The 23661-nt window shown below is 47.1% G+C and carries 25 protein-coding genes and 3 tRNA genes; 19 read left to right on the forward strand and 9 right to left on the reverse strand.

Going from position 1 to position 23661, the window contains the following annotated elements; genetic code table 11:
- Window positions 1-167 precede the first annotated feature (167 nt).
- Together ubiA and GZ78_RS17450 are read right to left on the reverse strand one after the other, a co-directional pair.
- Window positions 168-1055 (reverse strand): 4-hydroxybenzoate octaprenyltransferase, encoded by an 888-nt coding sequence (ubiA, locus tag GZ78_RS17445; protein WP_051786337.1) that lies wholly within the window; start codon window positions 1053-1055, stop codon window positions 168-170.
- Window positions 1056-1303: 248 nt separating this feature from the next.
- Entirely contained in the window at window positions 1304-1957 is a 654-nt protein-coding gene (locus GZ78_RS17450) for a chorismate--pyruvate lyase family protein (protein WP_051786306.1), read from the reverse strand.
- Between the two features lie 324 nt (window positions 1958-2281).
- On the opposite strand from GZ78_RS17450, the gene GZ78_RS17455 reads away from it, so the two are divergent.
- A complete protein-coding gene (locus GZ78_RS17455; protein ID WP_034838876.1) occupies window positions 2282-2920 on the forward strand; it encodes a TetR/AcrR family transcriptional regulator in 639 nt (212 codons plus the stop codon).
- A 94-nt stretch (window positions 2921-3014) separates the two neighbouring features.
- Here GZ78_RS17455 and GZ78_RS17460 read toward each other — a convergent pair whose 3' ends face one another.
- Window positions 3015-4361, reverse strand: coding sequence for an NCS2 family permease (locus tag GZ78_RS17460; protein ID WP_152558799.1), 1347 nt, complete (start codon window positions 4359-4361; stop codon window positions 3015-3017).
- A 474-nt stretch (window positions 4362-4835) separates the two neighbouring features.
- Between GZ78_RS17460 and xdhA the strand changes: the two genes are divergently transcribed.
- From xdhA to GZ78_RS17485, 4 genes are all read left to right on the forward strand, one after another.
- A complete protein-coding gene (gene xdhA / locus GZ78_RS17470; protein ID WP_034838880.1) occupies window positions 4836-6266 on the forward strand; it encodes a xanthine dehydrogenase small subunit in 1431 nt (476 codons plus the stop codon).
- Window positions 6259-8619 (forward strand): xanthine dehydrogenase molybdopterin binding subunit, encoded by a 2361-nt coding sequence (gene xdhB, locus GZ78_RS17475; protein WP_051786307.1) that lies wholly within the window; start codon window positions 6259-6261, stop codon window positions 8617-8619. Before xdhA ends, xdhB begins: the two co-directional genes overlap by 8 nt.
- Entirely contained in the window at window positions 8606-9445 is an 840-nt protein-coding gene (xdhC, locus tag GZ78_RS17480) for a xanthine dehydrogenase accessory protein XdhC (RefSeq protein ID WP_034838883.1), read from the forward strand. Before xdhB ends, xdhC begins: the two co-directional genes overlap by 14 nt.
- A gap of 336 nt (window positions 9446-9781) precedes the next feature.
- Window positions 9782-10222, forward strand: coding sequence for a hypothetical protein (locus tag GZ78_RS17485; protein WP_034838886.1), 441 nt, complete (start codon window positions 9782-9784; stop codon window positions 10220-10222).
- Window position 10223: 1 nt separating this feature from the next.
- Here GZ78_RS17485 and GZ78_RS17490 read toward each other — a convergent pair whose 3' ends face one another.
- Window positions 10224-10601, reverse strand: coding sequence for a winged helix-turn-helix transcriptional regulator (locus GZ78_RS17490; protein ID WP_081869919.1), 378 nt, complete (start codon window positions 10599-10601; stop codon window positions 10224-10226).
- A 156-nt stretch (window positions 10602-10757) separates the two neighbouring features.
- Here GZ78_RS17490 and GZ78_RS17495 point away from each other — a divergent pair, with 156 nt between their 5' ends.
- Complete coding sequence (locus GZ78_RS17495) at window positions 10758-11429, forward strand: NAD(P)H-dependent oxidoreductase (protein WP_152558800.1); 672 nt, start codon at window positions 10758-10760, stop codon at window positions 11427-11429.
- 86 nt (window positions 11430-11515) lie between these two features.
- Here the strand turns inward: GZ78_RS17495 and puuE are convergent, their stop codons facing one another.
- Window positions 11516-12472, reverse strand: coding sequence for an allantoinase PuuE (gene puuE, locus GZ78_RS17500; protein ID WP_034838891.1), 957 nt, complete (start codon window positions 12470-12472; stop codon window positions 11516-11518).
- A 469-nt stretch (window positions 12473-12941) separates the two neighbouring features.
- On the opposite strand from puuE, the gene alc reads away from it, so the two are divergent.
- The 6 genes from alc to GZ78_RS17530 all read left to right on the forward strand — a co-directional run bounded on the left by alc (window position 12942) and on the right by GZ78_RS17530 (window position 17927).
- Entirely contained in the window at window positions 12942-13952 is a 1011-nt protein-coding gene (gene alc, locus GZ78_RS17505; protein ID WP_034838892.1) for an allantoicase, read from the forward strand.
- A complete protein-coding gene (gene uraD, locus GZ78_RS17510) occupies window positions 13949-14485 on the forward strand; it encodes a 2-oxo-4-hydroxy-4-carboxy-5-ureidoimidazoline decarboxylase (RefSeq protein WP_034838895.1) in 537 nt (178 codons plus the stop codon). The genes alc and uraD overlap by 4 nt, the downstream gene beginning before the upstream one ends.
- Window positions 14482-14820, forward strand: coding sequence for a hydroxyisourate hydrolase (gene uraH, locus GZ78_RS17515; protein WP_034838897.1), 339 nt, complete (start codon window positions 14482-14484; stop codon window positions 14818-14820). The genes uraD and uraH overlap by 4 nt, the downstream gene beginning before the upstream one ends.
- A 64-nt stretch (window positions 14821-14884) precedes the next feature.
- Window positions 14885-15403, forward strand: a complete 519-nt coding sequence (locus tag GZ78_RS17520; protein ID WP_034838899.1) for an ureidoglycolate lyase — start codon at window positions 14885-14887, stop codon at window positions 15401-15403.
- The gene (guaD, locus tag GZ78_RS17525) at window positions 15400-16686 is read left to right on the forward strand and encodes a guanine deaminase (protein ID WP_034838901.1); all 1287 of its coding nucleotides are present in this window, start codon (window positions 15400-15402) and stop codon (window positions 16684-16686) included. The genes GZ78_RS17520 and guaD overlap by 4 nt, the downstream gene beginning before the upstream one ends.
- 14 nt (window positions 16687-16700) lie before the next feature.
- Window positions 16701-17927: a urate hydroxylase PuuD gene (locus GZ78_RS17530; protein ID WP_034838904.1), complete on the forward strand. Its 1227-nt coding sequence runs from the start codon at window positions 16701-16703 to the stop codon at window positions 17925-17927.
- A gap of 60 nt (window positions 17928-17987) precedes the next feature.
- Here the strand turns inward: GZ78_RS17530 and GZ78_RS17535 are convergent, their stop codons facing one another.
- A complete protein-coding gene (locus GZ78_RS17535; RefSeq protein WP_236631612.1) occupies window positions 17988-18968 on the reverse strand; it encodes a hypothetical protein in 981 nt (326 codons plus the stop codon).
- Window positions 18969-19094: 126 nt separating this feature from the next.
- Between GZ78_RS17535 and GZ78_RS17540 the strand changes: the two genes are divergently transcribed.
- The 3 genes from GZ78_RS17540 (at window position 19095) to GZ78_RS17550 (ending at window position 19986) form a co-directional block, all read left to right on the forward strand.
- Complete coding sequence (locus GZ78_RS17540; RefSeq protein ID WP_034838909.1) at window positions 19095-19262, forward strand: rubredoxin; 168 nt, start codon at window positions 19095-19097, stop codon at window positions 19260-19262.
- A 148-nt stretch (window positions 19263-19410) separates the two neighbouring features.
- Window positions 19411-19578 carry a rubredoxin gene (locus GZ78_RS17545; protein WP_034838912.1) on the forward strand — a complete coding sequence of 56 codons (168 nt, stop codon included), beginning with the start codon at window positions 19411-19413 and terminating at the stop codon, window positions 19576-19578.
- Between the two features lie 132 nt (window positions 19579-19710).
- Window positions 19711-19986 carry an HU family DNA-binding protein gene (locus GZ78_RS17550; protein ID WP_034838914.1) on the forward strand — a complete coding sequence of 92 codons (276 nt, stop codon included), beginning with the start codon at window positions 19711-19713 and terminating at the stop codon, window positions 19984-19986.
- Between the two features lie 58 nt (window positions 19987-20044).
- On the opposite strand, the gene GZ78_RS17555 is transcribed toward GZ78_RS17550, so the two are convergent.
- From GZ78_RS17555 to GZ78_RS17565, 3 genes are read right to left on the reverse strand one after another with little or no spacing between them, the layout of a single operon-like run.
- On the reverse strand, window positions 20045-21091 hold the full coding sequence (locus GZ78_RS17555) for a hypothetical protein (RefSeq protein ID WP_034838917.1): 1047 nt from the start codon (window positions 21089-21091) through the stop codon (window positions 20045-20047).
- Window positions 21092-21118: 27 nt separating this feature from the next.
- Entirely contained in the window at window positions 21119-21553 is a 435-nt protein-coding gene (locus tag GZ78_RS17560; RefSeq protein WP_152558801.1) for a hypothetical protein, read from the reverse strand.
- A 29-nt stretch (window positions 21554-21582) separates the two neighbouring features.
- The gene (locus tag GZ78_RS17565) at window positions 21583-22254 is read right to left on the reverse strand and encodes a DUF3757 domain-containing protein (RefSeq protein WP_152558802.1); all 672 of its coding nucleotides are present in this window, start codon (window positions 22252-22254) and stop codon (window positions 21583-21585) included.
- Window positions 22255-22314: 60 nt separating this feature from the next.
- On the opposite strand from GZ78_RS17565, the gene GZ78_RS17570 reads away from it, so the two are divergent.
- The 4 genes from GZ78_RS17570 (at window position 22315) to rhtB (ending at window position 23482) form a co-directional block, all read left to right on the forward strand.
- A tRNA-Leu gene (locus GZ78_RS17570) sits at window positions 22315-22401 on the forward strand.
- Between the two features lie 53 nt (window positions 22402-22454).
- Window positions 22455-22541 (forward strand) — tRNA-Leu (locus GZ78_RS17575).
- Between the two features lie 53 nt (window positions 22542-22594).
- Window positions 22595-22681, forward strand: a tRNA-Leu gene (locus GZ78_RS17580).
- A gap of 189 nt (window positions 22682-22870) precedes the next feature.
- Window positions 22871-23482, forward strand: a complete 612-nt coding sequence (rhtB, locus tag GZ78_RS17585) for a homoserine/homoserine lactone efflux protein (protein ID WP_034838924.1) — start codon at window positions 22871-22873, stop codon at window positions 23480-23482.
- Window positions 23483-23661: the final 179 nt, after the last annotated feature.

Below are 23661 nucleotides of genomic sequence, written 5' to 3' on the forward strand. Positions count from 1 at the left end.
AGATCTTTTACCTGAACTGGCAAAGAAGTGACAAGCAAAATATGCCCGGTATTAAGTAAAGATACGAATAAGTCATGTACTCACTCTACAAGCTATTAAGCCGGCAGAAGTAACAAAACTTATTCACACCTTACCCAGTACTCAGCAGGCCAAGCCCTATAAACAGATCAGAGATAGCTCACTACAAAGCCTGCAAACACAATGGCTCCGGCCCAATGGTTATTCAAAAATGCTTTAAAGCAGGCATCACGCTCACGGTTACTGGTTAACAGTTGCTGGTATACAAACAGGGCTGCTACCGCAATTAGAGAAAGATTATACAAAGCCCCCAACTCCAGTTGACGACCGAGCATGGCAAGCGTTACCAGAGTAAGTACCTGCAAACAGCCAACAATAAGGTTATCCATTTCTCCAAAAAGAATAGCGGTGGATTTGATGCCTACTTTAAGATCATCATCACGATCCACCATGGCATATTGAGTGTCATAGGCCACAGTCCAGAACAGGTTGGCCAGGAACATCAACCAGGCAATATTTCCCAGCGCCCCACTCTCAGCAGCAAAAGCCATAGGGATAGACCAGCCAAACGCAGCCCCCAGAACAACCTGTGGCAGATGGGTATGTCTTTTTGCAAAAGGATAAGCGGCTGCCAGTAATAATCCGGCAAATGACAGCTGAATGGTCAGAGTGTTTGTAAAGAGCACAAGAACAAAAGCCAGAAATACCATTCCGGCAAAATACATCAGTGCTTCTTTTTCCTGAATTCTTCCCGTTACCAGAGGCCGGTTGCGGGTGCGTTTAACATGGCCATCGACCTTCCTGTCAGCAAAGTCATTAATGACACAGCCTGCACTGCGCATCAACACCACACCCACTGCAAAAATGACCAGATTGGCCAGGCTCGGAATACCTTCCGCCGCTACCCAAAGCGCCCACATGGCAGGCCAAAGCAACAGATATATGCCAATAGGCCGGTCCAACCGGGCTAATTGTAAAAAGTCTTTTAGACGGGGTAGTCTCTGCAGAACCGCTTCAGTGCCTGCTGACACGCCCATCAATTTCCTGAATTGCATCATAGTTTTTGGCTGTTTATCTGAATCTTTTTTATCATCGCTTGAACAGGCCCATAGAGGATGAAAAGATTGGACCCTTGTCATTCATGACCTTGAACCGTGACTCATGTCGCCAGTTTATCAGGTTAGAGCCGCTTCTCAATCAGACCATGAACAGACTCACTAAGGACATCTCGATATTTCAGGAGGAGGTTACTTCAGCAAACAAACATCCTTATTGAGAATATCTATTAGAGCTCATGCTCCAGGCACCTTGATACCACTTCAGAAGTGCTTTCTGTTTGTGCAGGCAAATCTGGCAAAAAAATTTCACACACAGAAATAGGCTTTTCGTTCAGATAAAACAACGATCGTCTGCCCCAGGCAGTCTCATCTGAGTATTTATCCATCAGGTATGGATTAAACTGGCGGGCAGGCAGCTCTGCTACTTCAAACGGCCCTCGACGCATACCCGGATGATTGAATAAAAATTCTCCCAAAGGCTTACTGCCTAACTGCAGCAGCTCCCTGTTAGGACCAATAAGACTGCTGTGCGGCAATACACTGCGAGCAAATACTCTGGGCCTGCCATCACAAATCAGCAAAACTTCTCTGATAGTAGCCATTTTGCTGCAGCTATTGCTTCTGAAAAAACCTGTTTCTCCATGAGAGACAGAAGTCACCCTCCGTCGCTCCTGATTATTAAGGAATCTATGCTCCGAGTAAGTAGGCATAAATGTTCCATGACGAATAACCTGCACACTGAAGTTGTTGTTAAATGCCAACTTCAACCGTTGCGTCAGGGAACCGCTGTCCAGCAACCAATCGCGCCAGGGTTCTGGAATCTGCTGTTTCAGATAACGTCTGGGCTTCCAGGGCAGGCCTGCAAAATCAATAAAAGGCATCCATACTCCTGCTTCACAAACCTAATTCTCCAGAACTACCTTTAGTACAAAGCAGGTAGTTCATCCTAAACCATGAATCGCAATGACAAGATAGTCACTTCACGGTTATGCTCCGGCTGCTATTATTGGCCAATTTTTTGAAATTGAGAATGCCTTCAGGCTGAAAAAGATCCCGGCCTATTATCAGCTCACTATTTGCTTCACCTTCTCTCCCTGCTCAATGATTCACCATTTATGGACAGTGTCTGATTCTTTTCTATGCTTCCTGCCAGTGGTATAAATCATCCCAAAGGATGATCAAAAACAATAAATCAGGATCCGTACATGGCTGTAGTAAAACGTATGCCCCAGAAAACCGGTCGCATCAGAACGGAAAGAGTTCGTCTGATTCTGAAAGCGGCTGAACAGGAGTTCGCCCTGAATGGATACAAAGGAGCAACGGTTCAGCGAATCGCTGATCTGGCCAATTTGCCAAAACCCAACGTGCTTTATTACTTCAGTAATAAACAGGAAATTTACGATGAGGTACTGAATAACATTCTGAACCTCTGGAACGACAAATTGAATGAGTTCCACCCAGAGGACGATCCGGCAGAATCCCTGGAGCGATACATCCGCTCTAAAGTTGAGGTCTCCAGAAAATACCCCACTGCCAGCCGCATCTTTGCCAGCGAAATCATTCATGGCGGCCAACAGCTTTCCTCTTCCATGAAGACTTCTACTCAAGAATGGGTCAAGAACAAAGTTGATATTTTTCAGCACTGGATGGATGAAGGTAAGATGGCTCACATTGAGCCAATGCATCTGATTTTCCTGATCTGGGGATCTACTCAGCACTACGCCGATTATGAAAAGCAAATCTGCTGGGTGATGAAAAAGAAAAAGTTACCCGCCTCCGAATACGAAAAAGCCGCAGATACCATCTGCAATATTGTGCTTCGTGGCTGCGGTTTAAAAGCTTAAAATAGAACTCTCACTATTGTTGAGAACAAGCAGACTGTTCAGGGAATAAGCTGGCTTACTCATCACCATGAGCAAGCCAGAAAGGCAGGATGAGTTATACGCCAAAGAACACAAACTTAAGCGCAAATAGAATAGCCAGCACCCAAACACTGATACTGACATCACTGTAACGTCCAGCCAGAACTTTAATCACAGGGTAGGCAATAAAGCCCAATGCAATACCATTGGCAATAGAGAAACTCAGCGGCATCATAATAGTAGTGATCAATACCGGCCCAGCTTCAGTCAGGTCATTCCAGTCAATATTGGCCAGACTTCCTACCATCAGCACCGCTACATAAATGAGTGCTCCTGCTGTTGCATAAGCCGGCACCATACCCGCCAGGGGTGAGAAAAAAGTACAGAGTAAAAACAGTACACCAATAGTGACGGCGGTCAGTCCGGTACGACCTCCGGCGGCAACGCCTGACGCACTTTCTACATAGGAAGTCACAGTAGGTGTGCCCATCAGTGCACCCGCCCAGGAAGCGGTACCATCGGTCACCATGGCTCTGTTCATGTTGTGCATTTTGCCATTTTTATCAGCCAGGCCAGCTTTGTCGCCCACGGCAATCAGTGTACCTGTCGTATCGAAGAGATTAACGAACATGAAAGCAATAATGACACCCAGCATTTCAGGGTTTAGAGCGCCCATAATGTCCAGCTCACCCACAATAGGTGCCACACTGGGTGGTGCCGAAGCCACTCCACTAAAAACGACATCTCCCGTCAGTAATGCAATAGATGTCACAACAGCAATAGCAATCAGCACCGCAGCTTTCAGTCCACGAAAGGCAAGACCCAGAATAAGAAAAAGACTGAGGCTGGCCATCATAGGGCCAAACTGAGTGATATCGCCAAGCGTTACAATAGTGCCTGGGCTGGCCACCACAATACCGGCATTCTTAAGACCGATTAACGCAAGGAAGAGGCCAATGCCGCTGGTGATCCCGACTCTGAGTCCAACAGGAATACTGTCTACAATCCATTCTCTGACTTTAAACAGGCTCAACAGCATGAAACCTACGCCGCCCCAGAATACAGCCCCCATCGCCTCCTGCCAGGAGTAACCCATTCCCAGCACCACTGCATAGGCAAAGAAAGCATTCAGCCCCATACCAGGAGCCAGCCCCACTGGCCAGTTAGCGAAAAGGCCGATCGCTATAGTGCTTAAGCCTGCGACCAGACAGGTAGCTGTGAACAGTGCACCTTTATCCATCCCGGCATCACCGAGCATCCCTGGTATCACAAAAACCACATAACACATGGTGACAAAGGTAGTTAGACCTGCCACCAACTCAGTTTTTACGGTCGTATTTTTGGCGCTCAGTTTAAAAATTCGGTCGAGCAGTGACCCACTCTTACCCCCATCTGCAGAGGAGGACATTTCAGCGTTATCCATTCTAAGCTCCCTATATTGTTGTTGTTGTTCTTATTATTGGTGTCCTGACTGTATTTGCATGGTGAGGTTGAAAAATAATTTCAACCGATTTGCCTCAACAAACCTTCGCACCTGATCACCCTATCATTTTCTGAGCGCACAAATACAGTGCACACCTTCCACCTGTACACCAGAAAGATTCAGCATTGGCAGATTAAACCGATCCATCGTTTATTGAATGCAACTATCTGACCAACTGGTCAATTCAGATAATAGGCATACCTACTCTGAATGAACACTCAGGCTCATATGAAAATGATTCAATGGCATATACGTTTTTTTTCATAGCATTAAACGTTTCAAGACAGCGAAACCAGCCGCCTATCTTTTTAATGACTGTGACAATGCCTTTCCCGGGACTGTTTGTACTTGCTATTTTTCTGACCAAATAGTCAAATTGTCAGAAAATAATTAGAATAAAGGAGTCAGGTCGACGTGATTCGATTTTTGCTCAACGAGACTCTGGTTGAACTCGAGAATACTCCCTCAGATACCACAATACTCGACTACCTCAGAGGTAATCACAGCCACAAACCGGACAGAAAAACCGGTACCAAGGAGGGCTGCTGCTCAGGAGACTGCGGAGCCTGTACCGTAGTGATAGTCGAACCGAAGAATGACCGCTTGAATTATCAGACAATTAACGCCTGTATCGCTCTGCTGCCCGCTCTTAACGGCAAACAACTGATCACTGTTGAAGATCTTGCTGAAGGTAAAACATTACATCCCGTACAACAGGCCATGGTAGACCACCATGGTTCTCAATGTGGTTTCTGTACCCCCGGGATCATCATGTCCTTGTTTGCCTTTCACCATGAACTCCCTGAAAGCCGACCAGAAATGACCGAAGCTCTCGGTGGTAACCTCTGCCGCTGTACCGGTTATCAACCCATCGTTGATGCCGCCAATGAAATCGCAAAGCTCACACCATCAGACAGATTCAAGCATCAGGAACAGGAAACCCTTCAGAAACTAAGCGCCTTGAAAAGCCAGCTAGATAACTCCGCAGCCGGGGTTTTCATGCCCAATTCTGAGCAAGAACTTGCGGACTATCTGCTGAAACGCCCTCAAGCCAGACTGCTTGCCGGAGGTACAGACCTTGGACTGGAAGTCACTCAACAGCTAAGAGAACTACCTGCGCTGGTGACACTGACCTCGGTTACAGAATTGAAAGAAGTCACTTGTTCCCATCAGGTATTAACGATTGGCTCTGCTGCTACCTATCGTGAGCTAGAGCCCCTGTTAGCGAGCTATTTTCCAGATTTTGCCCGCATGCTCTCGCGGCTGGGCTCCCAACAGATTCGAAATTCCGGAACGATTGGTGGCAATATCGGGAATGCTTCTCCTATTGGAGACACGCCTCCCGTGCTATTGGCTCTGGACGCTCAGATCGAACTGCGTAAAGGCAACAATATTCGATCTCTTCCTCTGGAAGATTTTTATCTGGGCTACAAAAAGACCATTCTTGAAGAAAGCGAATTTATTGCCCGTATACACATCCCATTGCAGAGCCATCAATTGAAAGTTTACAAGCTCAGTAAACGTTATGGGGATGATATATCCGCTGTTCTGGCCGCCATAAACCTGGAGCTAAACGACAAAGGTTTAGTCACTAAAGCAAGGGTCGCATTGGGTGGTATGGCAGAAATACCCAAACGGGCTATGGCTTGTGAAGCAGCACTGATGGGAAGCCCAGCCAACCCTGAAACTTTGCGACAGGCTCAGGAAGCCATTCGTTCTGAATTCCAGCCACTGTCTGACGTCAGGGGCAGCAGTGACTATCGTTTACAGGCAGCCTGCAACCTGCTGGAGAGATACTTCCTGGAAATGTCCGGACACACTGCAAGGATTATTGCTCATGCGTAAGTTACCGGACATTGCTACTACCAGAATTTCATCCAAAACTGCTAAACACGACAGTGCTCATATGCATGTCAGTGGCACAGCTACTTACATTGATGATCGGCCTGATATGGCGGGCCAGCTTCATGCCGGGTTTGGTCTATCGAGCCAAGCTCATGCTCAAATCATCAGCATGGATCTGGAGGCTGTCAGAAACAGTCCCGGAGTCGTTATGGTTGTCACTGCGGACGACATTCCCGGACACAAAGATATTGGTCCGGTTTATCCGGGCGATATGCTGCTGGCTGATGGCAAGGTCGACTATGTAGGACAGCCTGTTTTTGCTGTAGCCGCCACTTCGCATCTGGCCGCCAAGAAAGCAGCTCAAAAAGCCACAATAAAATACCAACCGCTAACCCCTGTGCTGGGCATCAATCAGGCTATGCAGGAAGAGTCCTTCCTGAGACCAGAGCATGTAATGCATAAAGGTGATGCCAACCGAGCTATTGCTGAGGCGCCAAGACGGCTGGAAGGGACCATGAGCAATGGAGCTCAGGAACATTTTTATCTCGAAGGTCAGGTCGCCAGCGTCGTCCCGCTGGAAGATAATCAGTTCCATGTTTACACCTCCAGTCAGCATCCTTCCGAAGTACAAAAACTGGTGGCTGAAGTTCTGGGCATTCCACTGAATAAAGTCGTTGCCGATGTTCGACGTATGGGGGGCGGCTTTGGCGGCAAGGAAACCCAGGCCGCAGGCCCAGCATGCACCGCAGCATTACTGGCTTATAAAACAGGTCGCCCCGTTAAATTCCGAATCGATCGCCTGCAGGACATGATGTCTACAGGCAAGCGCCATCCCTTTCGACAAAGCTATAGGGCCGGTTTTGACAACCAGGGCATTCTTAAAGGAATAGAAATAGAAGTCGCAGGGGATGGAGGCTATTCACCTGACCTGACGGACGCTATCGTCGACCGGGCCATGTTTCACTCCGACAATGCCTACTATCTCGATAATGCCATAGTCACAGGCCATCGTTGTAGAACGAACACGGCCTCCAACACCGCCTTCAGAGGCTTTGGTGGCCCTCAGGGTATGTTGGTAATAGAGCGGGCGATGGACGACATTGCCCGGGCAACCGGTCTGGACCCTTTGGATGTACGCCTGAATAATTTATACGGTATTGGCGAAAGAAATGTCACTCATTATCATCAAACGGTTGAACATAATGTACTGCCAGAATTGATGGCAAGGTTGGAGAAGCGTTCAGAATACAGAAAACGCAGACAACAGATTACCGCTTTTAACCGGGGCAGCCCTGTACTAAAAAAAGGTCTTTCAATGACCCCGGTGAAGTTTGGTATTTCCTTTACCGCCAAGCATCTCAACCAGGCGGGTGCATTGGTTCATATCTATACCGATGGCAGTATTCAGGTCAATCACGGTGGCACAGAGATGGGGCAGGGTCTTTACGTTAAAATTGCTCAAGTCGTTGCCCATGAGTTCGGAGTCGGTCTGGAACAGGTACAGGTCACCTCCACCCGAACTGACAAAGTGCCCAACACGTCACCGACGGCTGCTTCCAGTGGCAGTGATCTGAATGGAAAAGCGGCCCAGGATGCCTGTCAGAAGATACGTGATCGACTGATTAAGTTTGCTGCAGAACACTATCAGGAAGAGCCTGAGAATATTGTGTTCTCCGACGCTCATGTTCACATGAAAGAGCGATCCATTCCTTTTGTTGAACTGATTCAGGCCGCCTATTTCAACCGGGTTTCACTCTCCAGCTCAGGCTTTTACAGTACTCCCGAAATTCACTATGACCGAGAAAAAGCCCAAGGCCGCCCTTTCTATTACTTTTCCTGTGGTGCCTCGGTTTCAGAAGTACTGGTCGATACTCTGACTGGCGAATATCGAGTTGAACGAGCGGATATACTGCACGACGTTGGACGATCGTTAAATCCAGCTATTGATCGTGGACAGATTGAAGGTGGTTTTATTCAGGGAATGGGGTGGATGACCACGGAAGAAGTGGTTTGGGATAAAGAGGGAAAACTACTGAGCAACAGTCCGGCCACTTATAAGATTCCCACAATTGAAGACCTCCCGACCGTGTTTAATGTTGAACTGTTTGAGCAAGATAATCCGGAGCATACTATTTACCATTCGAAAGCGACCGGGGAACCTCCCCTGATGCTGAGTATCTCGGTATGGTCTGCTATTCGTGATGCTGTATCGAGCCTGTCAGACTACAGAGTCAGCCCGGATATTGACGTGCCAGCTACTCCTGAAAAAGTTCTGAGAGCTATCACAAAAATAAAAGCAAGTGATCAGACGCGAGCCCTGAACAAAATGGAGACAGTCCATGGAGTGGATTGATGCACTCTCTGAACTCAAACACTCAGGTCGGTCCGGTGTTCTGGTAACAATCCTCGGCTCAGCAGGTTCCGCCCCCAGAAAGTCAGGCAGCAAAATGCTGGTGACAAAAGAACACAGCTTTGACACTGTGGGTGGGGGTCACCTTGAGTTTTTGCTCATTAATAAAGCCAGGGAGCTGATGTCTTCAGGTCAGACTGAGCCTGTTATGGAACATTTCCCTCTCGGTCCAAAACTGGGCCAATGTTGCGGAGGCAGTGTCAGCGTTATTCTGGAACCTATTGCAGGCTGTCGCTTCAACATTGCGGTGTTTGGTGCCGGGCACATAGGCAAAGCCATGATTCATGTACTTTCGCCACTGGATTGCCAAATCATATGGATTGATAACCGACCAGAGCTTTTCCCACAAACACTGCCCATTAATGTGAACCGGGTCATCAGTGAAAAACCTGAAGAAGAGGTCGCTTTGCTGCCTGAAGAAACGTTTGTGCTGGTCGTTACTCACAATCATCAACTGGATTATGCGATTGCAGAGCAAACATTAAAACGCTCCGACAATCCCTGGCTGGGAGTCATAGGCTCAGAAACGAAAGCCAACAGGTTCCGCCAACGGCTTGAACACAAAGGCTTTAAACAGAATCAGATAGAACACATGAGATGTCCTGTTGGACTGAGTAATGTCGGGGGCAGACAACCTGCCGAGATTGCCATTGCCATTGCCGGAGAAATACTGTCAGTCAAAAATGGCGCTCGTAACAGCCTTTCCGGGAAGCGAGAGGGTATCCCCTGGCAAGCACTCAAAACATTACTGGACACCACTCCCGCCTGACGTTCTCTTAGACCATGCAGTCTCATTCAAGTGAGGCTGCACACTTCTCCAGCCTAGGAGGCTGACCGAGAATAGCGTCCGAGCATAAAATTCAGTAGAACGAGTCAGCTTTTTCACTGGATTTGTGCGAATAGTTGACCTATTTAAGCAAATCCAGTGGAAAAGATGGCCGTTCTTTCTGGATTTTAGGCCGGACTGTCTATTCTCGGTCAGCCTCCTAGTAGCCTATATTTTTATATAGGCTCACTTTATAGAAAAGCACTCTGGACAAACGGACTGTCCCTGGCGGATCACTCTGAGATCAAACTGAATCGTATTTTTTCAAGGAAGAAAATAATGACTGCAAAGTATCTCCTATCGGTGTTAGCTGGATTACTGTTGCTTAACATTGCTTTTGCCGAACTCCCCCCAGACGTCTACGAAGAGTGGCAGGAAATTTCTCCGGAAGAACTGATTATCACGGTCAAAAAAGTCAGTGTTCATGTTGATGAAAACAACAGCCGACTCTTACATTGCTCAGTCACTGTGGTCATTGATGATGCACTGCGTTCAGAAAACGAACTGAGTGAAGGGAGCACCCTTAAAATCAAATATTTTCATCGTATTCCAGAGCCTTATTTCATCGGACCCAGCTCTATTCCTGTTCTTGATGCGGGTCAGTCCTATCTGGCTTATCTCAGAAAAACTGATAGTCAGTACTACACCCCATCGGCTGGAGGTTTGAGCTTTATCTCCCAGGACAGCTTCCAGCTGTTTACGCCACAAGTAGATGACTGAGCTATTCGCTCACTCCCTGAGCCTGCTGATAATGGACTCCCCAGACCATTAACTGGTCAATGACCGGAGACAGGCTCTGACCTAGCTCAGTCAGGTTGTATTCCACTCTCGGAGGGACTTCAGGATAGATTGTCCTTTCAACAAGCCCATCTTCTTCAAGACTTCTCAACTGAAGCGTTAGCATTCTCTGAGTCACTCTGGGCATTCGACGTTTGAGTTCACTGAAACGCAGAGTTCCCACTCTCAGCTTGTAGAGAATAACCCCTTTCCATTTCCCGCCAATGATATTGAGCGCCACCTCTACCGGGCAAGCAACAAGCCCTTTTTCATAGTTGTTTTCCAGCGCCTGTAAGCGGTTTGATTCAAAAGAATCCGGCATATCACTTCCCCCAAGTATTCATTTCCTCCTATAGTATCAAAATTATCCTTAAGATAAAAAATGCATACTACCTAACAAAAATGTGCTTTCTTCCTTTTTTATACTATTCAGAATACAGTCTGTTTCGCTCCCTGTTTTTCACGATTGGAACCCCTCATGAAAGAAACAACCAAAGAACAGATACTGCAAGCATTTCAGTTCCGCCACGCCTGCAAAAGCTTTGATACTGACAAAAAGATACCCGATGAAGATTTTAGTTTTATTCTGGATGCAGGAATCCTGTCGCCTAGTTCATTTGGGTTCGAACCCTGGAAATTTCTGGTAATTGATAACATGGAAGTAAGAAAGAAAATGCTTCCAGTTTGCTGGGGGGCCGAAGGCCAGTTGCCAACAGCCAGTCATTTCATGGTGATTCTGGCTCGCAAGGAACCCGGCGTGATTTACAGTTCCTCTTACATTGAACAGCACATGCGAGAAATAGAACAACTCCCTGATGAGATTGTTGACCTGAAAAGTGGCTTCTACAAAACATTCCAGACAGATCACTTTAAGCTGACTGAATCCCCCAGAGCCATGTTTGACTGGTCCTGTAAGCAGACTTACATCGCACTGGGTAACATGATGAGTGTTGCTGCCCAGATCGGAATTGATTCCTGCCCGGTGGAAGGGTTTGACCGTGACCCTCTGGAAGATATCTTTGAGCAGGAAGGTTTGCTGGATCGTCACCACTTTGGTATCAGTTGCCTGGTAGCTTTTGGTTACCGTCAGGAAGAACCCAGGGCCAAGACACGTACTCCAAAAGACCGACTGGTTCAGTGGGTCAAATAAAGAGTGAATGTTAAGCTGGAGCCACTGAAGCTCCAGCTTAACAAGGGAAGGTGTGAACACACTCTTTCCCTTTTGAGTTTCAATATTCAAGCGGGTTCAGCAACACTGGCTACTTTTGCTTCGGGCGCTTCGCAAGGATGCTGCTCATGCCAATGTCGGGCAATCTGCTCTCGAGTACATAGCCAGACACTATCTTTCGATTGCACATAATCCAGAAAACGTATGAGCGCAGCCGCTCGACCCGGTCTGCCAACCAAACGACAATGCAAACCTACTGACATCATCTTTGGTTGTTCTGCTCCCTCCTCATAGAGCACATCAAACGTATCTTTCAAATAGTGAAAAAACTGATCTCCAGAGTTAAACCCCTGAGCTGTAGCAAAACGCATATCGTTACAGTCCAGTGTATAGGGCACCACTAACTGTGGCTTAGCAAATCGGGTATCCCAATAGGGCAGATCATCTGCATAACTGTCAGCGTGATAGAGAAAATCACCCTCTTCAGCCACCAGCTGTTCTGTCTGCGGACTGCAACGACCTGTATACCAGCCTGAAGGTTTCTGGCCTGTCATTTCTGTATGGATCTGAAGGGCTTTTTGCATATGCTCACGCTCTTCATTGAGATCATGAAACTGGTAATCAATCCAACGATAGCCGTGGCTGGCTATCTCCCAATCAGCATCGAGCATAGCCTGAATGACTTGAGGATTACGCTGCATGGCCATCGCCACAGCATAAACGGTCACCGGAATATTTCTCTGGGTAAAGATACGATGCAGCCTCCAGAAACCCGCTCTGGCACCATAATCGTAGATGGATTCCATACTGATATGGCGCATCCCTTCATACGACTGAGCACCAATAATTTCTGAAAGGAAAGCTTCTGAACCTTTGTCACCATGGAGCACAGAGTTCTCACCGCCCTCTTCATAATTAATGACAAACTGAACTGCAATGCGTGACTGCTCAGGCCATTTTGGAAGAGGAGGGGTGTTTCCATAGCCTATTAAGTCCCTTGGGTAGTGGTTATCCCTGTGATCCATTCTGAACTCCGGCTTATTTTTCTTATGTTTTTAAAAATATTTTGAAAACAGTTTGTCGCGAGTGAGTCATTCGAAAATATTTTTATTGCACTTTTTATTGCACTTTTTATTGCACTTTTTATTGCACTTTTTATTGCACTTTTTATTGCACTTTTTATTGCACTTTTTATTGCACTATTGTCATTGTTCCAAATCAATATATTGATTGATCCGTAGTATCTATGGCATAAACTCCCAAAGTCTGACTAATTGGTCAACATTAAGTTTATAAGTTCACCAACTGTCATAAGCCGGTAATGAAGATCATTGCATCAACGGAAACGGGAAGAGGACTTGGGAATTTTGCAGTTCCACAATAAAAAGCCACCCCCTCAGTGGTGTCAGACCATAAAGAAGAAATCCCCCTCAATCACCCTGCACAGGTGACAGAAAATTTCTCGATAACACTAACAACAATTCAGGATCTTTAATGGAAAAATTGGCTGAAGACCCTCAAGAAGCCACGCTATGGCGACAGACGAAAGTCGACCTTGCCGCCCGGGCTCTGGGCGGCGATGTACTGTCTGCAAGCGATGACTTCTTTGCAGAAAAGGATAACCTTCTACTGGACTCTGAACCCGTATTTCTCCCGGAGAAATACACGGCTTACGGCAAATGGATGGACGGCTGGGAGTCTCGTCGTCGCCGCAGTGGCGACCATGACTGGGTCATCGTCAGACTTGTAACCCTGGGAATGGTTGAAGGAATAGAAGTCGATACTCGTCACTTCAAAGGCAATGCACCAGGTGCCGTTCAGCTGGAATATATCGCCAGTGAATCAGACCCCAACGAGCACAGTAGCTGGCAGAACATGACGGCCAGAATTGCGATCAATGCCGACCATCGTAACCTGATCAGTCTGGATAAACCGGTTGAAGCCACTCATATTCGCCTGAGAATTTTCCCCGATGGTGGTGTTGCCCGCCTTAGAGTCTACGGAAAAATCCTGTTCAATACTCAGCACCGGCTCCCCCATGAACCTGTTGACCTGTCTGCCCTTATGAATGGCGCCCGCCCCGTCAGCTGCTCAGATGCCTTCTTCAGTCCGATGCACAACCTGCTTCGCCCGGGACGGGGTGCAGATATGCACGATGGCTGGGAAACACGCAGAAGACGCAAGGGTGGACATGACTGGATGATCATCAGACTCTCCACACCCGGAACAGTGGGTCGGGTTGAAATCGATACCCTGCATTTCAAAGGGAACTATCCCGACAGGGGAAGTCTGGAAGGCTGTTATTTTGAAGGAGAAGTGCCTGACGACAGCACGCAGTGGCACAGTCTTCTGCCCGAACAGAAGCTTCATGCACACCGTAATCACTCTTTTGTAGAAAGCCTGGAAAATTCAGAAGCAATCTACACCCATGTCCGCCTGAATATTTTCCCGGATGGTGGTGTATCCAGATTAAGAGTCGTAGGCCAGCCGGAGAAAAACCAATGACATTGAATGAACTGAACACCCTGGGTGAAGCGCAGGCAGCAGAGCTCTTCCGCCAATGCTGCGCTAGCAGCCACTGGGTAGATTGCATGGTCGCAGCAAGACCTTTTGCCAATATTGAAAGCCTGCTTATAGCCTCTGATGCAGTATGGTCTCATTGCCAGAAACCCGATTACCTTGAAGCGTTTGATGCTCATCCGAAAATCGGTGATATCAACAGTTTGAAAGCAAGATACGCGAATACTCAAACCATGGCAGGACATGAACAGTCTGGTGTTGATGAAGCGGACGAAAAAATCCTGCAGGCACTGGCTGAAGGTAACAAACAGTATGAAAACCAGTTCGGCTATATTTTCATTGTCTTCGCAACCGGTAAAAGTGCTGGTGAGATGCTGACACTTCTTGAAGAACGTTTGAAGAATGAACCGGCAGAGGAAATATCAATCGCTGCTTCTGAGCAACTTAAAATCACTCGCATTCGCCTGTGCAGAATGTTGAAAAACACCTCTCTGCCAAAAGAAGGCATGATGTTATGACCGGAATAAGCACCCACATCCTCGACACAGCTTGCGGCCATCCTGCCAATCAGGTGTCTGTCATTCTGTATAGGCAAGTAGAAAACAGCTGGGTAGAGGCAGGACAGGGCATCACAAACGACGACGGAAGAATAAATAGTCTGACAACGGATGAGGTCAACCTTCCAAAAGGTGTTTATAAACTGGACTTTGCGATTCAGAACTATTTCAGACGCCAACAACAAAAATGCTTTTATCCAGCCGTTTCAGTCATTTTTGAAGTCAGTGATGATCGCCACCACCATATTCCATTACTGATATCGCCCTTTGGGTATTCAACTTACAGAGGAAGCTGATTCTCACTCTTTTTCGGGCACAACCCTGAGCAAACCAGCAATAAGAACAAAGAGACACCCGCCCATGCCAAGAACGTTAACCCGTCGGGCTCTTCCCATAGAGCCCTTATCTGCCGACAGTTTCAAACCGTTCGGTGATGTGATCGAGGCCTGTGGTAACGCCATGACTATTAACCAGGGCCGCTGTCACAAATTCAACGATCTCACCCACATACAAACCGATGCCGAGGGTGAAGTGGCTATTCATATTTACCATACGCAAGCCATTCAAAAACCTTACTGCATCGACTTGCTGGAACGCCACCCCATGGGCAGTCAGGCCTTTATGCCTCTGGAAAAACAACCCTTTTTGATTGTTGTCGCCCCAGATAATAACCAGGAGCCGGACTTTAACAATATTCGCTGTTTTGCCACTGATGGCTCTCAGGGCATCAACTATTATCCTGGTACCTGGCACCACCCTCTGCTTTCTATGGGTAGCGGTATTTCCTATTTGGTGATTGACCGCAAGGGTCCCGGACAAAACTGTGATGAGGTTTTAATACCTGAACATTTGTCTCTGACTGTAGGAGCTCAGTTATGAACACCTCTACTTTCTGGCGAGCTCCAGTACTTCATTTTCTGGGTGACCCCGAGCAAGGGGAACAAAACTGGGAGTACTTTGACGACGGTGGATTACTGGTTGAATCAGGGTTTATCAAAGCCTGTGGTCCTGCTGAAACAGTATTGAAACAACTGCCAGAAGACTGTGAAGTCAGAGAACTCCCTGGCAAGCTGATCGTACCCGGGTTTATAGACACTCATGTCCATTACCCCCAACTGGAAGTGATGGCGGGCTGTGGAGTACAACTGCTGGACTGGCTGGAACAATATACATTTCCTGCCGAAGCTAAGTTCTCAGACGCTGAATACGCAAAAGAAATAGCAGAACTGTTTCTGGATCAGTGTCTTTCCCATGGAACCACCACAGCACTGGTTTTCGGTACAGTAGCCCCCCAATCCGTTGATGCTTTTTTCGAAGCCGCTAAAAAGCGCAACATGCGGATGATTGCTGGCAAAGTCATGATGGACCGAAATGCTCCAGACTATCTGCTCGACACACCTGAAAGCAGTTATGAAGACTCTGAACAACTGATCGATCGCTGGCATAACAAAGGCCGGTTGTCCTATGCCGTTACCCCACGCTTTGCTCCAACGTCTTCATCCAGACAACTCTACATGGCTGGTCGACTTCTTAAAGAATATAAAGATCTCTACTTCCATACCCACCTTTCAGAAAACCCCAGAGAAATAGAGTGGGTTCAGGCACTGTTTCCTGACAGTCAGCACTATCTGGATGTCTATGACCAGCACGGCCTGCTGGGGCCAAGATCTGTCTTTGCTCACTCCATCCACCTCTGCGATCAAAGCTGGGATCGAATGGCTGAAACTGACTCATCCATTGCCTGCTGCCCAGGCTCGAACCTTTTTCTGGGCAGCGGGTTATTCAATTTTTCCAAAGCTAAAAAAAAGAATATCCGTGTTGGGTTGGGTACAGACGTGGGTGGTGGCACCAGTCTTTGTCTACTCAGCACCATGAAAGACGCTTATCAGGTATCTCAGTTGAGTGAGAATACAATTTCTCCTCTTCAAGCTTTCTACCTGGCCACGCTGGGGGGAGCCAGAACACTGCATCTCGACGACCGTATCGGCAATTTCCAGGTCGGGAACGAGGCCGACTTTCTGGTACTTAACCCTGAAGCTACGCCACTACTGAAATTCAGAACCGAAAAAACAAAAACACTGGAAGAGTTACTGGGTGTCCTGATGGTCATGGGTGATGACAGAGTCATTGAGAAAGCCATTGTCATGGGTCAGGAAACTTGAGGAAGAGACTGAGTATGGAATCTTATCTACAGGACTGGTTGAACCTGATCTTTCGATGGTTGCACGTCACAGCGGGGATTGCCTGGATCGGTGCCTCCTTTTACTTCAACTGGCTGGAAGGCCGACTGGAAAAAGCTCCTCAAGCCAAACAGAAAAAAGGCATTAAAGGTGAGTTATGGGCTGTTCACGGGGGTGGCTTCTATGAAGTCAACAAATACCACCTGGCACCAGAAAAAATGCCCGAAACCCTTCACTGGTTCAAGTGGGAAGCCTATATCACCTGGCTCAGTGGTTTCGGCTTACTGGCCATCATCTATTACTGGGGAGCAGACCGTTATCTGTTAACACCCGACTCACCCCTTTCCTCAGCTTCAGCCATTGCAGTCAGTGCATTCAGCTTACTGGTGAGCTGGCTTATTTACGATTTTCTTTGCCGTACCCCGTTGTTTAAAAGTGAAAAACTGTTCAGCGCAGTATTATTTGGGCTGATAGTATTCGCTGCCTGGGGATATGCTCAGCTATTCAGCGACAGAGCCGCTTATATTCATGTAGGCGCCCTGATCGGCACGCTGATGGTAGGAAATGTCTTCCAAATTATCATTCCATCCCAGAGAAAGCTGGTTGACGCGGCCGAGAGAGGTGACAGCAGTTTTGACCCAGCTATAGCCCAGCACGCACTGCTGCGCTCAAGACATAACAACTACTTCACTCTGCCTCTGTTGTTTATCATGATCAGTGGGCATTATCCGATGACTTATGGTCATGACTTGAATTGGGCGATTCTTGCAGCCTTGTCGCTGGCTGCGATTCTGATCCGGCATTTCTTTAACCGTCGTAACCAGGGGGCTGTATTAACCTGGCTCTGGCCTGCTGCTGCCGTGGTGATGATGAGTCTGGCATTGGTCATCCGACCACAAATAGCGCCTTTACCCGAGATCGCCGAACAACCGGCCTTTGACGAAAATGAAATTGTTGAGATTGTTACCAGCCGCTGCTCTACCTGCCATGCTGCCCAGCCAACAGATCCTCTTTTTCAGACTGCGCCAGGTGGATTGATTTTTGATGATTATGAATCCATCGCCAGCAAAGCGGATAAGATCTTCAGTCAGACCGTTCAGACACAGATCATGCCGCTGGCAAACCGAACAGCAATGACGGAAGAAGAACGTCAACAGCTGGCCCAATGGTATCAGCAGCTGCAATCTGACAAAGACAACATGATCAAAGTATCCATGAACTGATGGAAATAGGGCTCTGATATCAACAGAGCCCACAGCTTTTTATTGCTAACTTATAACGGATTAAAGTTCTTCGTGATCTTCATGGTTATGAGGTGTGTAATCGCAGCCCGAGAAAGGAAGGCTGTATAAATCACAACTGAGCTTACTGGTCGCTTTATGATCATCGACCCCTTGATAGATATCCAACGTTAAATGGGTGTGAGTCCTCCGTCCTTCCTGAATATTTTGTTCGGTACAGTCACAGACCTCAACTTTATCGAATTTAAAACTGCAGTAAGGCCTCGTTTTTGTCTGGAAACCAGCGGCTCGTAGAAAACTGAACATTTCCATTTCCCTGCCTAGATAGTTCAACAGAAGCCGGGTTACACCCGACCTTTGGAATACGGCTTCTGACTCCATTCTGTAATGCCGCCCAGGCGTGGCTGGAAATGTCATGTTTTTCGGTCTGTTATCTCTATCAAACAACCCCATGAGTGTAATTCCGGCGTCTTTATCTCCCAGCTCAACGCCGGATATGAGTTCATACCGGATAGACACTTCGGGTACAAAAAAACCACACCTTCCACGGATCCTGCAGGTTCCGTCTTTGCTTTTATTCCATTCACCGCCAAAAGTTCTAACCAGTAATGGCAGATTCGATCCTGGAATTTTGACATCACTGAATGTCAGCTTAATTTTGAACTGAGCGTTATTCTTATCGGCATAAATACAACCATATCGGAAAGGTTCATCGCCATTGTAATAAGCCTTGAGAAACTGCAATTCAGAATTGGGGTCAGGATGTGTAACGTCATCATGGTGATCTCTGGAACCCATCTCTTCCACAAGCGACTCTGCGGTATAACGCAGTGCCTTGAAAAAGTATGGGGCATTATCTGGTGCCTGCTGCACAGGTGCTGCCCAAAGCCTTTTTGATGCTTGCTGATCCAGAGTAATTTTCTCCCCCGGGGGGCAATAAAAGACATGTCCATATACCGATGTCAGAGGCACTAAAAAAGCAACTGAAAGCCCAACTAATACTTGTCTGAAAATAATATTCATTACTACACCAGCAAGGTTGTAAAAAAGCTCATTGAGAGTGGCACAGATTCCTTTTTTTTCATCCATGATTGGCTTGTGTTGTATAAAATAGCGACAGTTGTTACTGACTTTTGAAGGGCTATAGACATGAAGAAGTGGCAGTGTACTGTTTGTGGTTTTATCTATGACGAAGAGCAAGGTTGGCCTGAAGAGGGAATTGAACCGGGCACAGCCTGGAGCAACGTACCTGACAGCTGGGTGTGCCCAGACTGCGGCGCAGCCAAGCAGGATTTCGAAATGATTGAACTGGATTAGCCTGATCCAACTATGATCAAGTGTCTCAATAAAGAGACTGACCGGACAAAAAGATAAGTCAGATTATCCCTTTTATGGGCAAGCTTGTTAAACTCCCCGTCAACACCCATAAGAATCAGCTAGAGAGAATGGTGTTTGGAGGTCAATAATGAAGAAATGGCAGTGTGTTGTTTGCGGCCTGATATACGATGAAGCTGAAGGCTGGCCAGATGAAGGGATTGAACCGGGAACTCGCTGGGAAGACGTGCCTGAAGACTGGCTCTGCCCTGACTGCGGTGTCGGTAAAGACGACTTTGAAATGGCTGAAGTAGGCTGATTTGCTCGAATTAGCGTAATTCCCGCCTATTTCGGGCGAAAGGCTATTGCTCTAACCTCTACAGTGTTTTAGTCTGTTGATGGTTGCTTGCCCAACGGAAGATAAAAAAAACAAGAAGGAGTGCATGACACCATGCGTAAACCAGAACTTGTCAATGCTATTGCCGACCAGGCAGATCTGACAAAAGAACAGGCTAATCAGGCACTCAATGCCCTGATTGAAACCATAACCTCCGCTCTGAAAGAAGAAGACACTGTTAGTCTTGTAGGATTTGGTACTTTCCTGCAACGTAGCAGAGCCGCACGTACAGGTAAAAATCCACAAACCGGTGAACCCATTCAGATTGCTGCCAGCAATACAGTAGCTTTCAAACCAGGTAAAGCCCTGAAAGACGCCGTTAACGGCTGACGCAGGCAGAGCTATAGAATTTCCGAGGTTGCTCTGCTTTCAGATCAACCTCTTTTATTCAACCCTTCGTTTTTCCTGTCAGTTCCAACCATAACCTTTCAGCGTACCGTCCCAACAACCAGAAACTCAGTGCTAACAAAGCGTAGAACAGCGCTTTATGCATTTCGTCCCAGCCATACTCAAAGAACCGGGTATACAGATTCACCAATAGAAAACAGACGCCGCTGACTCTCAGTATTGAGTCATCTCTGCGAAACCCCATAACCAGAGCTATACCGGACGCCACAACCATAGCTAGACGCCATAACCAAAGCTCTGCTTGCGAAGCCTCATAGGGTTCCAGTCCATAATTATCATTGCCTGCCACGGACAAAACCCACAAACATACAAACAGCATCATCAACGAGACAAACTGCGTCGAATCAAAATAGGCTCTGGTTCTTGCGAAGCATGTCAGTCCATAGCTAATCAGTAACATCACCAGACTGAAGCAAAAGAATCTCAGTGGATAGCTCATGCCGTAGAATGGTTGGTCTTCACCTCCAGCCCAATACGCTGTTTCAGCAAAAAACCAGACAGCCAATACCAGTAGCCCCAGCACCCATAGCAACAAAGACTCCAGGCATATCGAAACAACCAGATAGATTATGGCAGCAAGGAGTAATAACAACGCATAATGCCCACTCCCCGTATCAATGGCCTGACCAAGGTAATAAATGGAAGCCGCTGAGGAAACAGCTCCCAAAAAGAAAATTAATTCCTGACTAAAAACATGGCGACTCTGACGAGACTTAAACCACCCGCCAAACAGGAAAATGCCCATGGACAACACGGCAAAAATCAGGCTTCGAGTACTGTCCTGAAGCGTAAAAAGGTGCTCCAGCCATTCCATCAGCGCTTCATCCATAATGACGGCTAACAGTGATAGGGCCATGGAAGAAAGTGCAGCCCAAAAAGCATATTGGGCCACCATGCGCCATTGAAAAGAACGCACCTGCAAAGCACTCAGTAAAGTGGCTTTCTTCCCTTCTTCTAAAAGCCCCTCTTTAGACCAGCTTTCCAGGCTTTCTTCCAGAAAGCGGTACTGTTTTCCATTCACTTTCATAATATGTCTCTGGGATGACCTATCTTGCTATGGCTCGTCTTCTGATAAACCGGAGTGCTGGACTTCTATCGAAATAAGTTTGCATGAATAACCCGTTAAGTTGCCATTATTGTTAAAATGCTCAAACACGTTGATCAAAGTAAATGCGTCTTTTTTAATATTTTTTTGCAAGTCGATATCTGTACAACCACACAAATTAAACCCTTCTTTATCTATGCAGGGTTTAAACTGTTCAATATCGCCCAAAGATGGATCATATAGCCTCTTAATAATATCGAACGTATCTTCCATGCTCTCTTGCTCACCTCTTAACAGCTCGGTGCGGTCAGTTCTGCTAACAAAATCTTCCTTTGAATAAACGTACTCCTCTTTTCCCTGAACAATAAAACTTTTCTCTCCTGTGCTCCAGGTGAGAGGCCCCAATACCAATCGGCCAGGATGGACATTCCAATCTGAGTCCACAGGCTCACCGGGGATACTCTGCCGCCGAATCAACAACTGTGGAATTCTGAATTCACACTTTTCAAAATAGGTTCGACAATCAAACCGATGTTGTTTTTTGTTGCCTCTCCCTCCCATATTCCAGCTGCCGTAATAATCGGTAAGCTCAGCGTTCCATTCAGCAGAACAGATCGTTCAACTTCCAAAATTATTTTATAACTGCTCTCTCTTGCAAGATCAGCCACCTGATAGTGACAAGTAAGATAATAAAGCCCTTCTTCCTTAATAAGGCTGGCTTGTTCAAAAATGATTGTCATCTTAGTTTCAGGTGCTTGATGAGGCGAGTCAGAGCGCATCCTTACCCAGGATGATGGCATTCCCGGCGTCAAAGGGGCTTGCCAGTAACCATTCGCGTGGTTAAAAACAATATCTGCCGGCGAAGGACAATGACTTGTATTAATCAAGGAAGGAGGCTCTGAAAGCTTTTTAGTGGCCACTTCGGGTATTGTGCCACTACCGACTGCGAGAAAAGAAAACAAAGCACTTGTCAAAAATAGCGCAATACCAAGCCTTAACTGCATAACAAAGCCATGAGTTAGTGAATGAACCCAGAAAGCGTGGCAAACATCTGCCATTATGCAAGAAAGTGGTTTAAGCCATTCATTTGCAAGCTCTTTGCGCGTACTTTCCACACCTCTATTTTTGGGAAAGGGTGTTGACACTTTAAGCTTATATCCCTAATATTCGCCGCACTTGTCGAGCAGCAAATCGCTGGTCACAGGGCCCAGGTGGCGGAATTGGTAGACGCGCTAGCTTCAGGTGCTAGTGTCCGAAAGGGCGTGGAAGTTCGAGTCTTCTCCTGGGCACCAATCATTTAACAATGATTGGGCCGGACGCAAAGTCCATACAATTTGAGTGATATGCCCAGGTGGCGGAATTGGTAGACGCGCTAGCTTCAGGTGCTAGTGTCCGAAAGGGCGTGGAAGTTCGAGTCTTCTCCTGGGCACCAATCATTTAACAATGATTGGGCCGGACGCAAAGTCCATACAATTTGAGTGATATGCCCAGGTGGCGGAATTGGTAGACGCGCTAGCTTCAGGTGCTAGTGTCCGAAAGGGCGTGGAAGTTCGAGTCTTCTCCTGGGCACCATATCACACACTTCAAAAAGCTGATCATTGATCGGCTTTTTTAGTATTTAAACTTCGTAAACCCTCACTTCTTTCTTATCTCTTTGTATCCAACTATCTACTCTTGCTGACACACATCAACTTCGTAGATTCAAAACCATCATATTGGCAAAAATAAAGAGTTGGCTAACTTTCAGCTCTGGAATCATTAATGGAACTCAATACCTGGCTGGCTTTTCTGGCCGCCACTCTCATCATCAGTCTTACGCCCGGAGCCGGTGCAGTCAACACCATGGCCACTGCAATTCGTTCAGGACTGATCAGAACCCTGCCATCTATTATGGGGCTTCAGGTCGCTCTGATTCTATTTCTGGTAGTTGTTGCTGCCGGGCTCGGCGCCGTACTCACAGCTTCAGAAACATTATTTACCCTGATCAAGTGGGTAGGAGCCATTTACCTGGTTTTTCTGGGTATCGTAAAGTGGCGTGAAGCCACTCTGGAAATGACGAACGAAAGCCCAGTCCCCATCAGTCAAAGAAAATCATTTGCCAGCGCAATTATGGTTAACCTGACCAACCCCAAAGCCATTGTGTTTCAGGCTGCATTTCTTCCGCAGTTCATTGACCCAACTCTAGTACTCTGGCCCCAGTACTTGATTATGGGCGTCACCATGGTGATCGTCGACAGCCTTGTCATGATTGGCTACGCCAGCTTTGCTCTGAAGCTGATGCCCGTATTGAAAAAGTATGGACGTCTGCAAAACAGACTGTTTGGCTCAATGTTTATAGCCTGTGGAGGGCTTTTGGCTGCCAGCCAGCGGTAACCTTCCTAATAGTACTATGGTCAATGTCTCACAAGCGGAAAGGAAAACCTCCGGTTTCGGAAAATACCTAGTCATGGATAATAGGAATCGTCAGCTCGGGACAGGAAGTCCAGAAAGTCAGGAAGACTACAGCTGACAGGGAAGAGATTCAGGCAGGATGCCTCAGGACAGTCAGGAAG

The organism is Endozoicomonas numazuensis (assembly GCF_000722635.1).
Lineage (GTDB): Bacteria > Pseudomonadota > Gammaproteobacteria > Pseudomonadales > Endozoicomonadaceae > Endozoicomonas_A > Endozoicomonas_A numazuensis.

Excerpts from the sequence above, each read along its gene's own strand:
- ubiA (WP_051786337.1), bottom strand. The coding sequence starts at position 1,055 with ATGGGCGTGTCAGCAGGCACTGAAGCGGTTCTGCAGAGACTACCCCGT.
- GZ78_RS17450 (WP_051786306.1), bottom strand. The coding sequence starts at position 1,957 with ATGCCTTTTATTGATTTTGCAGGCCTGCCCTGGAAGCCCAGACGTTAT.
- GZ78_RS17455 (WP_034838876.1), top strand. The coding sequence starts at position 2,282 with ATGGCTGTAGTAAAACGTATGCCCCAGAAAACCGGTCGCATCAGAACG.
- GZ78_RS17460 (WP_152558799.1), bottom strand. The coding sequence starts at position 4,361 with ATGGATAACGCTGAAATGTCCTCCTCTGCAGATGGGGGTAAGAGTGGG.
- xdhB (WP_051786307.1), top strand. The coding sequence starts at position 6,259 with ATGCGTAAGTTACCGGACATTGCTACTACCAGAATTTCATCCAAAACT.
- xdhC (WP_034838883.1), top strand. The coding sequence starts at position 8,606 with ATGGAGTGGATTGATGCACTCTCTGAACTCAAACACTCAGGTCGGTCC.
- GZ78_RS17485 (WP_034838886.1), top strand. The coding sequence starts at position 9,782 with ATGACTGCAAAGTATCTCCTATCGGTGTTAGCTGGATTACTGTTGCTT.
- GZ78_RS17490 (WP_081869919.1), bottom strand. The coding sequence starts at position 10,601 with ATGCCGGATTCTTTTGAATCAAACCGCTTACAGGCGCTGGAAAACAAC.
- GZ78_RS17495 (WP_152558800.1), top strand. The coding sequence starts at position 10,758 with ATGAAAGAAACAACCAAAGAACAGATACTGCAAGCATTTCAGTTCCGC.
- puuE (WP_034838891.1), bottom strand. The coding sequence starts at position 12,472 with ATGGATCACAGGGATAACCACTACCCAAGGGACTTAATAGGCTATGGA.
- alc (WP_034838892.1), top strand. The coding sequence starts at position 12,942 with ATGGAAAAATTGGCTGAAGACCCTCAAGAAGCCACGCTATGGCGACAG.
- uraD (WP_034838895.1), top strand. The coding sequence starts at position 13,949 with ATGACATTGAATGAACTGAACACCCTGGGTGAAGCGCAGGCAGCAGAG.
- uraH (WP_034838897.1), top strand. The coding sequence starts at position 14,482 with ATGACCGGAATAAGCACCCACATCCTCGACACAGCTTGCGGCCATCCT.
- GZ78_RS17520 (WP_034838899.1), top strand. The coding sequence starts at position 14,885 with ATGCCAAGAACGTTAACCCGTCGGGCTCTTCCCATAGAGCCCTTATCT.
- guaD (WP_034838901.1), top strand. The coding sequence starts at position 15,400 with ATGAACACCTCTACTTTCTGGCGAGCTCCAGTACTTCATTTTCTGGGT.
- GZ78_RS17530 (WP_034838904.1), top strand. The coding sequence starts at position 16,701 with ATGGAATCTTATCTACAGGACTGGTTGAACCTGATCTTTCGATGGTTG.
- GZ78_RS17535 (WP_236631612.1), bottom strand. The coding sequence starts at position 18,968 with ATGAATATTATTTTCAGACAAGTATTAGTTGGGCTTTCAGTTGCTTTT.
- GZ78_RS17540 (WP_034838909.1), top strand. The coding sequence starts at position 19,095 with ATGAAGAAGTGGCAGTGTACTGTTTGTGGTTTTATCTATGACGAAGAG.
- GZ78_RS17545 (WP_034838912.1), top strand. The coding sequence starts at position 19,411 with ATGAAGAAATGGCAGTGTGTTGTTTGCGGCCTGATATACGATGAAGCT.
- GZ78_RS17550 (WP_034838914.1), top strand. The coding sequence starts at position 19,711 with ATGCGTAAACCAGAACTTGTCAATGCTATTGCCGACCAGGCAGATCTG.
- GZ78_RS17555 (WP_034838917.1), bottom strand. The coding sequence starts at position 21,091 with ATGAAAGTGAATGGAAAACAGTACCGCTTTCTGGAAGAAAGCCTGGAA.
- rhtB (WP_034838924.1), top strand. The coding sequence starts at position 22,871 with ATGGAACTCAATACCTGGCTGGCTTTTCTGGCCGCCACTCTCATCATC.